The 16,381-nt window shown below is 38.3% G+C and carries 15 protein-coding genes; 14 read left to right on the top strand and 1 reads right to left on the bottom strand.

The features are described from left to right. Positions 1 to 104 precede the first annotated feature (104 nt). From N782_RS01430 to N782_RS01395, 8 genes are all read left to right on the top strand, one after another. Positions 105 to 1,352 (top strand): ABC transporter substrate-binding protein, encoded by a 1,248-nt coding sequence (locus N782_RS01430; protein WP_036815483.1) that lies wholly within the window; start codon positions 105 to 107, stop codon positions 1,350 to 1,352. A gap of 21 nt (positions 1,353 to 1,373) precedes the next feature. Then, entirely contained in the window at positions 1,374 to 2,567 is a 1,194-nt protein-coding gene (locus tag N782_RS01425; RefSeq protein WP_036815482.1) for a hypothetical protein, read from the top strand. A 322-nt stretch (positions 2,568 to 2,889) separates the two neighbouring features. Beyond that, entirely contained in the window at positions 2,890 to 3,669 is a 780-nt protein-coding gene (locus N782_RS01420) for a helix-turn-helix domain-containing protein (RefSeq protein ID WP_036815481.1), read from the top strand. Positions 3,670 to 4,068: 399 nt separating this feature from the next. Next, positions 4,069 to 4,863, top strand: a complete 795-nt coding sequence (locus N782_RS01415; protein ID WP_036815480.1) for an SDR family oxidoreductase — start codon at positions 4,069 to 4,071, stop codon at positions 4,861 to 4,863. A 32-nt stretch (positions 4,864 to 4,895) separates the two neighbouring features. After that, positions 4,896 to 6,371, top strand: coding sequence for an FAD-binding oxidoreductase (locus N782_RS01410; RefSeq protein ID WP_036815479.1), 1,476 nt, complete (start codon positions 4,896 to 4,898; stop codon positions 6,369 to 6,371). 178 nt (positions 6,372 to 6,549) lie between these two features. Beyond that, complete coding sequence (locus N782_RS01405; protein ID WP_036815531.1) at positions 6,550 to 7,995, top strand: FGGY-family carbohydrate kinase; 1,446 nt, start codon at positions 6,550 to 6,552, stop codon at positions 7,993 to 7,995. Positions 7,996 to 8,000: 5 nt separating this feature from the next. After that, positions 8,001 to 9,302, top strand: a complete 1,302-nt coding sequence (locus N782_RS01400; RefSeq protein WP_036815478.1) for an MFS transporter — start codon at positions 8,001 to 8,003, stop codon at positions 9,300 to 9,302. Positions 9,303 to 9,408: 106 nt separating this feature from the next. Beyond that, on the top strand, positions 9,409 to 10,119 hold the full coding sequence (locus N782_RS01395; protein ID WP_036815477.1) for a MurR/RpiR family transcriptional regulator: 711 nt from the start codon (positions 9,409 to 9,411) through the stop codon (positions 10,117 to 10,119). 215 nt (positions 10,120 to 10,334) lie between these two features. Here the strand turns inward: N782_RS01395 and N782_RS01390 are convergent, their stop codons facing one another. Beyond that, the gene (locus tag N782_RS01390) at positions 10,335 to 11,084 is read right to left on the bottom strand and encodes a DeoR/GlpR family DNA-binding transcription regulator (protein ID WP_036815476.1); all 750 of its coding nucleotides are present in this window, start codon (positions 11,082 to 11,084) and stop codon (positions 10,335 to 10,337) included. A gap of 169 nt (positions 11,085 to 11,253) precedes the next feature. On the opposite strand from N782_RS01390, the gene N782_RS01385 reads away from it, so the two are divergent. The 6 genes from N782_RS01385 to N782_RS22050 all read left to right on the top strand — a co-directional run bounded on the left by N782_RS01385 (position 11,254) and on the right by N782_RS22050 (position 16,080). Next, positions 11,254 to 11,964, top strand: coding sequence for a ribulose-phosphate 3-epimerase (locus tag N782_RS01385; RefSeq protein ID WP_036815475.1), 711 nt, complete (start codon positions 11,254 to 11,256; stop codon positions 11,962 to 11,964). Further along, the gene (gene hxlB, locus N782_RS01380) at positions 11,957 to 12,517 is read left to right on the top strand and encodes a 6-phospho-3-hexuloisomerase (RefSeq protein ID WP_036815474.1); all 561 of its coding nucleotides are present in this window, start codon (positions 11,957 to 11,959) and stop codon (positions 12,515 to 12,517) included. The genes N782_RS01385 and hxlB overlap by 8 nt, the downstream gene beginning before the upstream one ends. A 50-nt stretch (positions 12,518 to 12,567) precedes the next feature. Next, complete coding sequence (locus N782_RS01375; RefSeq protein ID WP_036815473.1) at positions 12,568 to 13,743, top strand: mannitol-1-phosphate 5-dehydrogenase; 1,176 nt, start codon at positions 12,568 to 12,570, stop codon at positions 13,741 to 13,743. Between the two features lie 7 nt (positions 13,744 to 13,750). Next, on the top strand, positions 13,751 to 14,188 hold the full coding sequence (locus N782_RS01370) for a PTS sugar transporter subunit IIA (protein ID WP_036815472.1): 438 nt from the start codon (positions 13,751 to 13,753) through the stop codon (positions 14,186 to 14,188). Positions 14,189 to 14,257: 69 nt separating this feature from the next. Continuing rightward, a complete protein-coding gene (locus N782_RS01365; RefSeq protein ID WP_084102940.1) occupies positions 14,258 to 15,709 on the top strand; it encodes a PTS mannitol transporter subunit IIBC in 1,452 nt (483 codons plus the stop codon). Positions 15,710 to 15,948: 239 nt separating this feature from the next. Beyond that, positions 15,949 to 16,080 carry a hypothetical protein gene (locus N782_RS22050; protein ID WP_272913634.1) on the top strand — a complete coding sequence of 44 codons (132 nt, stop codon included), beginning with the start codon at positions 15,949 to 15,951 and terminating at the stop codon, positions 16,078 to 16,080. The last annotated feature ends 301 nt before the right edge of the window (positions 16,081 to 16,381 follow it).

Raw genomic sequence — 16,381 nt, 5'->3', positions numbered from 1 at the left:
TGAACGAAAAGTAAAATTTCATACATGTTACTAAAAGACCATGAACGATAAAGTTAAGGTAAGGTATTCAAGTTAATTTAATCAAAAATGAAAGGGGTTACATTATGAAGCGAATGCAGTGGAAGTTCATGGTACCGGTATTTATTTTATCTTTGATCCTATCGGCTTGTGGTGCAGATTCTGAAACAAAAGGAGAGGAAGAGAGTGAGGAAGGCGACGGTAAGGTAAACCTTCAAATCGCTATTGAAGCAACTGGTGATATTCCTGCAGAATTCCAAAAGCAGGTTGATCGTTTTAATGAACAAAACGATGAAAATATATCAGTGAAAATTCGTACATTTAGTGGTGGCGACTCTTATAACCAAGCACTCATGGGACAAGTAGCTGGAGGCGTAGCTCCTGATATCTTTTTATTAGATGGAGGTCAAAGGACTAAAACATTCGCTGATTCTGATGCAATTCTTCCTTTATCCGAATTGGCGTCGAATCATAATCTTGATTTAAATAATTTTCAAGATACATTAATGGAGGCCTTTAAAGTAGATGAAAAACTCTATGCTATACCTAAGGATTACAATACAACAGCACTTTTCTACCATAAAGACTTACTAAAAGAAGCAGGTGTCCAGCCACCAAAAACTTGGGATGAACTTAGAAGTGCAGCGAAAAAGTTAACAACTGAAGACCGTTATGGGTTTGGAATCAATCCTCAAATCAATTACTTTTTACCATTTGTTGAATCAGCAGGTGCTAATGTTATTACATCCTCTGGACTTCAGAATGACGCTCTTAAGTCTGAGGAACATCAGAAAGCTTTAGAATATATGTCCACTCTATTTAATGAGGATAAGACAGCAGCTTCTCCTCAGATGGTAGGAGCTGGTTGGGATGGTGAAATGTTTGCGAACAAAAAAGTAGCTATGCTTTATGCAGGAAGCTGGGTAACAGGAGTTTTAGATGAAAATTCAAACGTTGGAGCGGTTCCGTTACCGGTTAAAGATGAAAAAGCTAGTATGCTTTATACAGCTGGTTGGGTTATTTCTAAGAAATCTGAAAATCCAGAAGCAGCTATGAAACTAATTAAATTCTTATCTTCAGATGAAGAGCTTGTAAAAGGAAACAAAGCAGGTCTTATCGGTTTGCCACCAACCAAATCTGCGATGGATAAACTAGTGAAGGAAAAGAAAAATGATCCTTTCTTAGATGTGTACTCCAACGTAGTTGAATATGGAACACCATTTGGATGGTTAAATCCTAAGTTCGTAGACGAATATAACAAGAAGATGGAAGTTCTAATGTATAAGCCAGGTGAGATAACTCCTGAAGAAGTAGCAAATCAACTTGCAAAATAAACGCAAACAGAGGTGAACATCATGTTTCAAACAATTTCTCCAAAAGATTGGGGTTATGAAAGACCTAATGATACTGGCAAAAACTATGTAAAAGAAGTAATAGGTTACTCCTATGACGATTTAGAAAAACGAGCTTCTAAGGCAGTATATGAGTTTGTCGATCGTTTGTATAACGAAGAAGAAGGTGCCCTACATCACTACTATCGTGGAGATATTCAATATACTTCAGAAATGGATAGTGGAAACTTTTTGATGGCAATCAACTATTTAACGATGTATGATCGCTTCCATGATGAGAAGATGCTGCAAAAGGCAGAAAATTGCTTTAAGTGGGCTTATGATAATTGGACGGAAACGCATCCGATGTTTACATGGCAAGGTGGTGTGAAAGACGGATTTAAGCCTAACGAATTGTATGTTAAATATACTGGTGATGCTTTCTGGCTTGCTTTAGCTTTGTTAAAAAGAACGAATAAGGAAGAATATCAATTTTATATTAAACAGTTTCATAATTTCATGAAACAGGCTAGAAAAGCGGGGTTCAAATACAAGTATGATACAAATACGTATCAATGGACAGATACAGGATTCACGTGGAGAGGGTTTGGCTTCCCTGTTACAGCGTATCTTGAACTGTATGAACTAACAGAAGATAAGGCTTACGAAGAACATGCTATAGCTTGGGGAGAACATGGTTTAACTCTTCAAGAAGAAGACGGTGGTTTTTATTTAATAGACGGCCAGTTCTGGAATTCTGATTTAGTAGCTCCTGAATTGAGAGGGCTTGTATTCCTATATGAAATTACAAAAAATGAGAAGTTTCTAGTAGCAGCCAAAAGATTTGCGGATTGGCTTATAGAACATCAACGTGAAGATGGTGCTTGGCCAATTGGTATTGATGATGATGGGGAAGTATGTGCCCCTAACGTGGGACCAGGGGACATGCCGAACATTGCAATTAGTTTAATTCGTCTCCATCAGAACACAAAAGAGCAATGTTATTTGGACTCTGCAATCTTAGCAGTTCAATACGGATTAAAAATGCAAGCAGTAGAAGACGGCCGTTACCCTTATTATTTAGATGACCCTAATGTGAAATGGGGATTTTGGTCCTGGGAACCGTTAAATGATTATTCATTGTCTGGAGACCAGAGTGTTCACCATGTTAGAGGAATACTTTTCTTAGCTGACTATATTGGGAGTCTTAAAAACTAATATGATTCTTGTATAAGTTTTTTAATAAAAAGAAGAAGCAGGGCCCAGTTTAAGGGATCCCTGCTTCTTATTTATTATGTAGCCATAACTTTGTTCACCTAATGTTCCGTTATTTACTCTTTTTATAAATGTAATTGGTCAACGAATAATAGGTGCCTTTCACTATGAAAAATGAAATATATCCGCAGTGATTTATTTCTAATAAACTTTACATAATTTTGTAATCCAAAAAATTTTTTAAAACACAGACACCAACCATTCGACTCCTTGCGATTACTAAGACGAAGAAATCTAATTCGTAATAGTATAGGAGTCGATAAAAATGAATTATGTAAGTTTAGCGATCAAACATCAACCGTTTCAAACGAAGGAAGAAATGAATCAAGCTGTTAGGTGTCACATTGTAGAGCATGGTGGCCATTTGTCAGCAACGGAGGTCGAGATGATTCACCTTTTGTCCCGATATGCGTGTAAGTATCCAGGGGTGGCGTATCTCAAAAATGATACGATTGCCGAATTAATTGGAAGAAGTAGACGAACGGTGATTCGAGTAATGAACAAGCTAGTAGCGTATTCCATTATTACTCGCATCGAAAGTATGCGCCCTCAAAGAGGAGGAAATGGGGCGAATTTGTATATTATTAACCCTTCTGTCACTCGGAATGTGTCACGTGGCAAGGAAGCTGAAAACGCCGAAGCATCAACGGATTCAGCTCTAGAAATGCCGGACGAACCATTATCTTTTAAAAACATAAATAATAAAGAATTTAAAGAATCGTTACAGGTGGAAGGATCTCATCTAAAAAGCTCGTATCGAGAATTTAAAAAATTGGTCTACTGCTTCATTCCAGAAAAGAAATTTTTCTATCGCTTGTATCGTTCCTATAAAGCACAAATTAAGTCTTTAGAAACTATTTATGCTGAAGAAACGCTGCATGAGGTAGGTATTCAAGCTCTAAAAGCGATGTTTTCAGCTATGAAGATGAAAGATGTACATAATCCTGTTGGTTATTTTAGTCGGATAGTGAAACAAAAGTTAGATGATTTGTACTTTGAGCGTTTGATGGAATTGGAGGAGTCTGTAAACCCCTGCATTATGTAACCTTTTTCTTAAGGGATTACTGTAACTGTGAGAGCGGATGGTTTTAAAGCGAAGACTGGCTGCTATGTCAGTTTATAGAAGCAACAAAAGTGGTGTTGTTGTAATCATGTCATGATGAGTTGCAAACATGAGAGAGGTGGCAGTGTCCCTCCTAAATCAAAAGTTGTGTTCTAGTTCTTTAACTAACATTTTCTCAGCTATTAGCGTACTGACTCGAAATCACCAAATGTAAATAAATGTATTTAATACTGGAGGTAACCTTTAACAAGAGGAAAATTTTCCTCAAATTAAGATTTTTTTAATAAAATCAGAAAATTTTTCGAAAAAATCCTTTACTTCTATATCTCAGTAAATTAGAATCGCTAATAAGAAAACGCTAACAAAAAAGGAGGAAGGGAAATGCAGCAGGTTAGAGAGAAAATTACTGATTTTGAAATGGATTTCTTTAGTTTAGAAGGTAAAGTTGCGATGGTAACAGGAGGAAATTCTGGGTTAGGACAAGGATTCGCACTTGCGCTTGCGAAAGCAGGAGCCGACATATTCGCAGTAAGTATGGGGGGAGATGATGACCAGACAAAACATCTAATTGAAGCTGAAGGAGTAAACTATCATCTATCAATTGCTGATCTTACCGAGGAAGGTGTTTGCAAACAACTCGTTGAGGAATGCATCGAGGTTTTTGGGAAGATTGATATTTTAATAAACAACGCAGGGATAAATATTATCGAGCCAGATGTTACAAAGTTTACTAGACCACAGTGGGATAAGATGGTTTCGGTTAATTTAACAGCACCTTTTGAATTAGCTCATGAAGTCTCTAAGCATATGATTCCTCAACGAAGCGGTAAAATTATCAACACATGTTCCTTATTTTCCTTCCTAGGAGGTCAATCAGGACCAGCCTACGCTGCAACAAAGCACGGTTTGGCAGGCTTTACGAAAACGTATTGTGATGAACTTGGTCAGTATAATATTCAAGTTAATGGTATTGCACCAGGTTACTTTGCAACAGAACTTTCGGCGAAAACCAGAGCTGACCCTGTTTCCAATCAACGAATTTTAGATCACATCCCAGCAAATAGATGGGGGAATATTCTCGATTTAATGGGAACAATGGTGTTCTTATCTTCCGACGCATCCAATTATGTTAACGGAACTCTAATAACAGTAGATGGTGGTTATCTAGTTCGATAGAAAAAACTATTAAATATGGAGGAGATTATTATATGGACGCACAAACATTTGAAGGATTAAAGTCTATTATTTCAGAGGAACAAATCGTAACAAATCAGGAAGCTTTATATGATGCAACGGTCGATCGGTATAAAAAATATGCGAAAGTAAAAAATGCTCTTCATGTACCATCCCCAGCTTCCATCGTATATCCATACTCAACGGAGGAAGTAAAGTCCATTCTAGCTTTTTGTAACGAGAACAATATCAACGTTATTTCTAGAAGTGGTAAAACAGGAACGGAAGGCGGATTAGAAAACTGGAAAGAGAAGTCCATTGTAGTGGACGGGTCTAAGATGAACAATATCGTAAAATTAGATCCCTACAATATGCAAGCAACGGTTCAAACAGGTGTAGTATTACAAGACCTAGAAGACGAGTTGCGTAAATTAGGTTATACCACCGGACACTCCCCACAATCGAAACCAGTAGCCCAAATGGGTGGATTGGTAGCTACCAGAAGTATCGGTCAATTTTCTACCTTGTATGGGGCAATTGAAGATATGGTAGTTGGTCTGGAATGTGTATTTCCGGATGGGCAAATCTCTAAAATAAAGAACGTACCTAGACGCTCTGGAGGTCCTGACATTCGCCATATTGCAATTGGAAATGAAGGTACCTTGTGCTACATCACGGAGGTAACCGTGAAGATATTCAAATTCTATCCTGAAAATAACACATTTTATGGTTACTTAGTGGACGATATGGACTCAGGTCTTCAGATGCTAAGAGAGGTTATTGTAAACGGATTTAGACCTTCTGTTGCTCGGTTGTATTCAGAAGAGGATGCTAGACAGCATTTTAGTCATTTTTATAAAGGCAAATGTGTCTTGATTTTCATGGTAGAAGGTCCAGAAGGGATTGTTAAAGCAACAAATGAGGCGATTGAGCAATCTGTAGATAAGTTCAGGTCCAGCGTTGTGGAAAAAGTAGATTCCTCCTATATAGAAGAGTGGTTCAATAACTTAAATTGGGGCCAAGACAGGATAGATAAAGAGATCCAAGACATGATTGAAAATGATACCCATGATGGATATACCACAGAGGTTTCTGCTGATTGGGAAAACATTATTAAAATCTATAACAATGTGATGCATAGGGTAAAAAATGAGTTTGATAGAGTAGAGGATTTAACTATGCTAGGTGGTCACTCCTCCCACAGTTATATTAACGGTACCAACATGTATTTCGTTTACAACTATACGATTAACTGTGCACCAGAGGAAGAGCTGCAAACCTATCACCATCCAATTCATGAAATTATTATCGAAGAAACATTGAAGCTAGGCGGTTCCATGTGCCACCACCATGGTATTGGAAAATATCGTTCAGAATGGACAAAAGAAGAGCATGGTTCTGCATATTACATGCTAGAGAAATTGAAAGAAGCCTTTGATCCAAAAGGAATCATGAGTCACGGAACTATTTTCCCTAAGAAGGAAGAAATCGAGAAGTACATTAGAGATTAAGTAAGGTAGCAACCATTAACGGAAACACTTTTTGATTATCTAATAGAACCATATGAAGGTAAGCTATTAATCTAAGAAAAAGGGCCTCCTTGGAACAGAAGAATGAAAATCATCACATCCATTCCAGGGAGGCTCTAAATACAATACAAAAGCGAAGGGTAAGGTTATTAATTATATGATGAATAAAAGCTATATCATTGGAATTGATAATGGATCCCAGAGTACAAAAATAATCATCTTTGACACGGAAGGTAATGAAGTTGCTTTTGGTTCTTGTGAATTAAGAGACCCACTAACTCCCGAACCAGGAGTAGTTGTCCACCCAGATGATGACTTATGGGATAGTGTTTATACTGCTATGGAAAATTGCTTAGAGAACTTTGAGGGGGATCCGCAAGATATTGTTGGGATAGGGTTATGCTCCATCCGAAGTTGTCGAGTATTGCTCCAAGAAGATGGTTCATTAGCTCATCCAGTAATAAGTTGGATGGATGTTAGGTTGTCAGAAGCTTATAAGCACGAGGATGATCAGGTAAGCTATGTAACTACAACCTCAGGCTATTTAGGATTAAAGCTAACAGGTGAATTTAATGATACTGCTGGGAACTATGAAGTATCCTATTGGCCGTTAGATCGTACAACGCTAGATTGGACCAAAGATGACACCGTGATAGAAGCCAATGGTTTAAGGAGAGACATGCTCTTTAATCTTGTGAAACCTGGTGAAAAACTAGGCTCTATTCGCAAAGAATTAGCAAACCATTTTGGCCTGAAGGAAGGCATACCTGTAGTAGCCACGGCGAATGATAAAGCCGTTGAGGTACTAGGGTCAGGTATTAAAGAAGAGAATTCCTGCATGATCTCATTAGGTACATTCATTTCCTCTATGATTTTTCGAGAAAACGATTATGAAAGCGCTAACAACTTTTTCCCGACTCTTTCGGCCATACCGTTTAAGTACGTTTATGAATCGAGCGGAATAAGAAGAGGGATGTGGACCGTTAGTTGGTTTAAGAAATTAATAGGAGAAGAGTTAGTAAAGAATGCATCAGATTCAGGACTTTCAGAAGAGGAATTTTTAAACCAGAAAGCTGAAGAGGTTCCTGTAGGTAGTGATGGACTTATCACAATTCTAGATTGGTTGACTAGTCCTGATACACCTTATCGTAAAGGTCTAATGATCGGTTTTGATGAACGACACACGAAGTATCATATCTATCGCTCTATATTAGAAGCAATAGCGTTTAATATCAAAAACAATATAGATGAGATGTTAAACGAGATTGAATCAGAAATAAATGAGGTTGTTGTGACAGGTGGAGGGGCAAAAAGCGATGTAATTATGCAAATTATCTCAGATTTATTTGGTTTGCCAGTACATCGCCGAAAAGGAAATAGTAGTGCATGCTTAGGCGCAGCTATTAGTGTATGTAACTATCTGGACATGTACGATGACTTTTATGAGGCGATCGATAACATGGTAGAAACAGATGCAACGTTTACACCAGATGCAACTAACCACGCTTTTTATAACGAAATAAATAACAACGTTGTGAAGCACGTAAGGACGTACACGGATGAGATTCTGAAGCTTTCGTATCCAATATTTAATAGGGAAGAGTGATAGTAATGCGTACAAATGATATAAAAAGGTACTTTCAATTTGCTCTGATCGTTTTAGCAGGTGGCTCTATTTTTCCGCTTATTTATTTAAGAACAAATTACCAGGAAACGATTCTTGATGTATTTGGTATCACGTTACCTCAGTTGAATATTATCTTATCTGCGTTAGGAATTGCATATGTTGTTGGTTACTTCCCTAGTGGTTGGCTAGCCGATAGATTTTCAGCAAAGAAGTTACTTTCCGTATCTCTTCTCGGGGTAGGATTAGGAGGAGTTTGGTTTGCACAAGTTCCTAGCTATCCATACATGATAGCCATATTCTGCGTGTGGGGAATATTTTCTGTCTTGACGTTTTGGTCGGCGCATATAAAACTAGTTAAGCTCATTTCTAAAAAAGAAGAAGAAGGTAGACTCTTTGGTATTTTAGACGGTGGTAAAGGTGTTGTAGAAGCAGTATTAGCTAGTATTGCTGTAGCTATTTTCTCCGCCGTACTTGGATCAAGCACTGCAATTGCAGATAAAACAGATGCGCTTGTATCCGTTATTTATATGTATTCGTTAGTGTTAATTGTCGTTTCGATATTAATCATGATTTTTGTAAATGTCGATGAATCTTCAGCTGAAGAAACGGTAAATGAAGATGAAGGAAAGAAAAAATCAAACCTAAGTCTAGAGGCATTTAAAAAGGTATTTGCTAACAGACTTGTAATACTACTTGGTTTTATCATTTTTATGGCTTATATCGTAGCATGGACGGTTTATTACGTAGGTGGGTTTTTACAGACGAACATTGGCATATCTGCTTCGGCCGTAGGAACTGTTACTGTAGTGATGCTTTGGATGAGACCTATTGGAGGAACACTGGGTGGATTCTTAGGAGATAAGTTTGGAAAAAGCTTTATTTTAACCATCTCCTTAATCCTTGCGACTGTTGCGTTATTTGTTACGGCAATTCTACCATCTGGTCTACCTCATATGTACTTCTATGTATTGATCCTTTTAATTGGATTAGGGGTTTATTCCATTCGTGGTCTATATTGGTCGCTTCTTGGAGACTGTAATATAGATAAAGAAGTACTTGGACTTTCTATAGGATTTGTTTCTCTAATTGGGTATCTACCAGATATCGTGCTACCACTTGTTGTGAGTGGATTGATGAGTACATTTGGTGATTCTGGTGGATATAATGCTTACTTTATCTTTAGTGGTGCAGCAGGAATAGCAGCTATTATCTTCACAGTGATGTTTGGTATTAAAACGAAAAAGAACATGACAGTTACTCAAGAAGATGAAACCGCTTCCTTATAAGTATCCTGGTCGTTACATTTCGATTTTTAGGGTATAATATGCTAGTATAAAAGTTGTAGAAAAAATTCAGTATTACCTTACATGACACAAAGGTTAGGGTAGATAAATGTTAAGTTTAAGTACAGAAAATTTAACCCAATTAGAAAATAAAATACATGGTATATTGTCAGAAGAAATTACTAACAACAGTGATTTGAAAATTCTTGAGGCTGCAACATTGTGTCAGGTGTCATCATCAAAAATTTCAAAGCTCGTTCGTAAGTTAGGATTTGAAAATTTCAAGCAATACAAACTATATTTCAGTGGACAAGCAACTGATTTAGAAGTCAAAAAAAGATCCAGTGAGATTGAACGATTAATGCAATTTTTAGAGGATTTTGACCCGAAAATGGTAGATGATTTTATTTCTGTATTTAATAAATACAATAAAGTTATTCTATTTGGTTTAGGTCCCTCCCATATTAGTATGGAATATTTTGCGTATAAACTTGGTGCAGTAACAGATAAAAACATTTTCTCATCTCATGATGAAAATTATGTAAAACGCTTAGCGGATGAAGACACATTGCTCATTGTTTTCTCGGTAACAGGAAGATTTTCTTCATTTGAAAACCTGTTCACTTCAGCTAAGATGAAGGGCTCTGGAATCATGTTGGTCTTAGAAGAACATATCAATACTCGAGATTCTAAGGCAGACTACGTGTTTCACTTATCGAAATACAATCAGAGTGATAGCTTACAGGCGTTTGAAAAGACGCGGACAGTATTCTTTATCTTTATGGAAGAGATTGTTGCTAAGTTGGAACAGCGGATATAGTAATAGTAGGTAGATGATTTTCAGAGATTGTTTTAAAAAGGTAAGCACTACTACTATATCGTTTTTCTGCAATCACTTTAAAAGACATGTTTAGTGTATGACAAAACTAGAAGAAGCAGGGATCCCAATTCAGGGATTCCTGCTTCTTTTTTTCCTCTAGATCTTCCTTTATCCTCTTTACTTTTCCTCTCCCAATCATCAGTCCTAGCGCTATTCTAATCAATAACACTAATCTTCTGGTTTTCATACAACCCCTTAATCGTTGGGTTAATCTCTTCGGTAATCAGATAGGTCAAGTTATCTGCTGGACAAACGATATGATTAGAAACCGTGTCCAGTTTATCAGCTGTAACCATTCCTATTATTTCTGTGGAGATGGAGGCCATTTTTCGTTTTACGGATGCTTCTGATGAGCTTGGGACGCTTATGCCGATTTGAGGATCGATTTTATATATTCCCATAATATATAAATCGGCTCTCATGGTATTTAATGTTTCAGTCGTATCTATCCCTAAATTAACCATTGATTGCTTGAATAACGTGCCGCCGACCATGATCACTTCCACTTCGTTGTGATTGGAAAGCGCCATGGCGATAGGGGGGCTGTTCGTTATGATTGTGCCTCTCAACGTTAACGGAAGCTCTTGTACCAATTGCAAGTTCGTTGTTCCGCCATCTATTAGAATTACCATATCGTCTTTAATGAAGTCTAAGGCTTTCGTGGCCAGGCTTGTTTTTGTTTCGTTATACATTTCCTGTCTCGTGGAAAAATCTTCGACTGGTGGTCCTTTTCGTAATGCCCCACTATGGACTCTTTTAATGAATCCCAGGTTATCCAACTCTTTCAAGTCTCTGCGTATCGTATCCTCTGACACAGATAATCGTTTGCTTAAGTCGCTTGCGATGACTTTGTGCTCTTCATTTATTATATCGACAATTTTTTGTTGTCTTTCCTGTTTAAGCATAGACCTATTACTCCTCTATTCATTTCTTAAATTGTACCATACATTACTATTACAGAAAATTATTGCGCGCATTAATCGGCACAAAAATGCAAAAACATGCTTTACAATATCGTGAAAACGCATTAATATGGAAATACACGCAAAGATAAATGCAAAAGGAGGCAGAAACATGCAAAATCATGTAACGATTGCTCCCTCAATTATGTGTGCTGATTTATGTAATTTAGAGAAGAGCATTAAAGAAATCGAAAGCGCAGGGCTTGATACATTACACATTGATGTAATTGATGCTTCGTTTAGTCCAAGCATGCCACTCGGGCTTTCTACAGTTGAACAGTTACGAAAAATTACTGACATGAACTTTGATGTTCATATTATGTCTAACGATAATGAGTTTTTTATACAAGAGATGCTAAAAATTGGGGTGGAACAAATAACCTTCCATCTTGAGACGACGAAGCATGTGGATCGCTATATCAATATGATTAGAAAGCACGATACAAAAGTTGGAGTTGCGCTTAATCCGGCAACGCCTTTATCTGCTTTAGATTATGTGTTACCGCAATGCGATACTGTTTTGCTCATGTTAATTAATCCTGGTTTTGCCTCTGATAAAGGGGAAGCACAAGTACCATATGCAACGAAGAAGGTAGAGGATTTATACAATTTAATCCAATCTAAAGGTTTAGATACAAGCATAGAAGTGGATGGTCGCGTTTCTCTAGAAACGATTCCTAAACTAGTAAATGCCGGTGCAGATATATTAGTTGCTGGTAGTACGAGCTTATATGCAAAAGGTCAAAGCTTAGCAGAAAACAAAAAGACAGTCGAAAATCTCATCGAAGAAGGATTAAATGAGGAGGTAAGAGTAAATGGCTAATTATCAAAATGCTACGAATGTGATCACGGATGAACTGACAGCAACGTTATCCAATATTAACGACAACGAAGTAGAGCAGTTGTTAGAGGAGATCGAAAAAGCGGACAAAGTATTTTTCGTCGGAGTAGGAAGAGTTCTTTTATCCTTGAAATCAATTGCCAAAAGGTTGGCTCACCTTGGAGTAAACACTTATGTTGTTGGTCAAACAACGGAACCAGCTATTACGGAAAATGACTTGCTAATCGTAGGATCTGGTAGTGGGGAGACAGCTTTTCCATTAATTATTGCACAGAAGGCAAAGCAATATGGTGCGTCTGTTGCCCATATAGGTTCCAATCCGAATAGTTCCATGTCTGAATATGCGGATGTGTCCGTTCGAATTCCTGCTAGTTCAAAAATAGATACGCCGGAAGAAGTGCACTCTGTACAGCCGATGAAGAGTTTATTCGAACAAACTCTATTATTATTGGGAGATACGCTCGCACTCATGATGGTTAAAGAGAGAGACATAGAAATAGAGTCTCTTTGGGAATATCATGCGAATTTAGAATAAAAAGAGATCATATATAGAGACGACGATTTGGGATAAAAGGAGGGAATCAAATGAAAGCGCTCCATTTTGGCGGAGGAAATATTGGACGAGGCTTAATAGGATATGTGCTGCATCAGAATGGCTTTGAGATATGTTTTGTTGATGCGAACCAACAAGTAGTCGATGATATGAACCACTACAATAATTATCAAGTAAAAACACTAGATCAAGAAAGCACCGTCGAGACCATTTCTCCAGCCCGGGCGTTGCATGTCAGCTCCCAATCAGATGTAATCAATAAAATCATCGAATCTGACATAATTACCACATCGGTAGGAGTGAATAATTTACCGAAGGTTGCGCCTATCATTGCGAAGGGTCTATTAGAGAGAATTCGTTTGAAGGAGAAGAAAATCGATATTATCGCAAACGAAAACGCTATCAATGCTACTTCTACACTAAGGGGAGAGATTGAGAAGAACGTTTCGGAGCGGGAAATGGAGACGATTCAATCCTATGTTGGATTTCCGAATTCAGCCATTGACCGCCTTTCCCTGTCAGAAGAACGGAATGGAAGAGATGTTGCAGTTGTAGAGCCGTACTATGAATGGGTGGTTAATGAATCTGAACTGGTTAATCCAGAGATTTCTTCTTTAAACAATGTTACGTATGTGGAGAGTCTAACACCATATATAGAACGGAAATTATTCCTAGTTAACTTAGGGCATGCTACTACAGCTTTTCTGGCATTTTTAGAAGGGTATCAAACGATCCAGAGTGCGCTAAAGGACTCCCGAATGGAAGAGTTCCTGAGGGAAACGCTTAACGAGGTTAGTCGTTATTTTGTCCAGACGTACCATGTTCCGAATGAGGAAATGACTGAATTTATCGAGGAAACGATTAAACGGTTTAAAAATGAACAAATAAGTGATGATATTTTTCGAGTGGGTAGAGCGCCAATCAGGAAGCTTAGTTATAATGAGCGGTTGGTCAAGCCACTTAGAAGCATTTATGAGTTAGGCTTGCCTATCGAAAACGTAACAACAGCAATAGCGGCAGGTTTTCTATTCGATAACCCTGATGATGAAGAGTCTGTCCAGATTCAATCCTTCATTAAGGAGTATGGAATAGAGGAAGCTATTTCTCACTTCACACAAATAGAGGATACGACACTTAAGACGAAGATAAAAAATAACTATGAGCGATTAAAAGAAGGAAACGCATTAGGAAGCTTGAGCGAAAGGTGATGGTACGATGTTAGGTGAACATTTAAAAGGAAATGTACGTTTTCTAGAGTCCGTTAATTCTTGGGAAGAGGCGATTCGAGAATCAGCTGCTCCATTGCTAGAAAATGGTTCTATTACTTCTAAGTATGTTGATGATATGATTCAAAATGTAAATACGAATGGACCTTATATCGTAGTGGTTCCGGAGTTTGCGATGCCACATGCGAAAAATGAGAACAGCGTAGAGAAAACAGGAATCTCTTTTTTACAATTGCAAGAGCCTGTAATGTTCCCGGATGACAAAGAGGTGAAGGTTCTGTTTGCGCTAGCTGCTGAAGACAGCACTGGTCATTTGGATTTAATATCTGATTTGTCTGGTGTCTTAATGGAAGATGAGGCTAGGGATGAGTTAAAACAAGCTAAAAGTGAGAAGGAAATAATAGATTTAATAAACTCGGTTGAGTAGATTTTTTGGGATAAGGACATTTTATTTTTTGATTATAATTTACTGAATAATAAGAAAGGTGTGAAAAATATGTCTACGTCAGCAGATACAGTGAGCATGGGTGGAGGGAATAATTCCCCATCCATCCGTGCAAAAGTTCAAGCTTTTGGTGGCTTTTTGACGAATATGGTGTTGCCGAATATTGGCGCCTTTATAGCTTGGGGACTGTTAACAGCTTTGTTTATCCCGTCAGGCTGGATGCCGAATGAGGAGTTCGCAAAAATCGTTGGCCCAGCAATCAACTTCTTGCTACCGCTACTTCTGGCTATTACGGGCGGTCGCATGGTAGGAGGCCAACGCGGGGCTGTAATGGGGGCAATTGGTGCAATTGGATTGATCGTAGGCGCAGATATTCCAATGTTCTTAGGAGCAATGGTAATTGGCCCGCTAGGTGGCTTGATTATTAAGAAGTTTGACGGTCTCCTTGAAAATAGAATCCCTGCTGGGTTCGAAATGATTGTGAATAACTTCTCCCTCGGAATCTTAGGTTTTTTATTAATGCTTGTATCTTTCGAATTTATTGGTCCGGTTATTGAAGCCGCAAATAATGGTATAACGGTAGCCATTGAAGCACTAGTAGCAACGGGACTATTACCTTTACTTTCTCTTATCAATGAGCCAGCCAAGGTGCTGTTTTTAAACAACGTAATCGACCAAGGTATCTATTATCCTTTAGGCATGCAAGCAGCTGCTGAACAAGGAAAATCCATTTACTTTACGGTCGCTTCTAACCCAGGCCCAGGATTAGGGTTATTGCTAGCATTTACGTTCTTTGGTGGGAAGACTTCTAAACGAACGGCTCCAGGTGCAATGATCATCCACTTCTTAGGTGGTATTCACGAACTTTATTTTCCATACGTATTAATGAAACCCCTTACAATTGTTGGGATGATTGGCGGAGGTATGACAGGGATTGCGGTGTTCGAACTATTTGACGCAGGCCTTGTTGCAGGACCAAGCCCAGGCTCTATCTTCGCCTATCTAGGATTGACGCCTAAGGGTAGCTTTATTGGAATCATCGCAGGTGTCCTAGCTGCCGCTGGAGTAACTTTCCTCATCACCTCTCTTATTTTGAAGATGGATAAAAACACAGAGGAGACGGAAGAAGAGAATCTAAACGAATCTATTGAAAAATCTAAAGCAATGAAGCAAGAAGGGAAGGAAGTATCTGCAGCTAGCGAACAACATACTACTCAGATCGAAAAGATTTCCTTCGCGTGTGATGCAGGTGCAGGAAGTAGTGCAATGGGTGCAACAGCATTCAGGAAAAAGCTGCACAAGAAAGGAATAGAGGGCATCGAAGTCAAACACTATCGAATAGAAGATGTTCCGGAAGATGCAAACATCGTAGTGGTTCACAAGGATCTATTGGATAGAGCGAAAATAGCTCATAGTGATAAGGAAATTATTACGATCGAGAACTTCCTAGATGACCCGAACCTTCATGGACTGTTGGAGAGACTAGAAAATGTGAGTAAATAATAGAGTGGGATGGGGGGACAGGTCCCTCATCCCACTTTTTGTGTGCCTGACCCCCGCCGCGTTAATGCTTTAGCAGAGCGGGGGTCAGGCACCATTTCTAAATGGGAGAGCAATTTGAGTTTTTGAGCCTGCTTCCTGAGTAAGATGTTATTTTAATAAGCGTTCATACTTGCAAAATTCACGCATATAAATTAGAATATTCTTAATATTCTGCTTACGGAGAAGGGAGGTCTTTCGAAATGACAACTGACAATAAAAAGAACGAACATAATCAAAGGTTTCGCAGAGAGGGCAAAAGGCCAAATTTCCTTCAAGATGAAGTAGAAGTTCAAGGTGTCCTACCTGGAGAATCCGCTGAGAAGAAGAAGTAAATAAGATGATGAGGGCTTGTTTATGAATAGGATTTTGACCTGCCATCTTAAGGTATATAGAGGATACACATCTTAAGGAGATAATTTTTCATGTGTTATATTGGTCATAAGAACTTGGATATCATTTCTTTAATGGGCAGATTGGATCTACTTTCCTTTCTGCCCTTTTCTATGTAAAGCCCGTTTTCGTTTCTTCTGTTTCTGAGCTACTACGCGCCTTATGAAGGAATTGCGTGTGTCACCTTCTAATTGGACAAACCTAAAATATATCTCTTCTCCGTATGTTTTATCTTTCAAGCTT

This window comes from Pontibacillus yanchengensis Y32 (genome assembly GCF_000770635.1).
GTDB classification, from domain to species: Bacteria; Bacillota; Bacilli; order Bacillales; family BH030062; genus Pontibacillus; species Pontibacillus yanchengensis.
The sequence above is the reverse complement of the archived record's forward strand: the minus strand, read 5'-3'. Positions and strand labels throughout refer to the sequence as shown.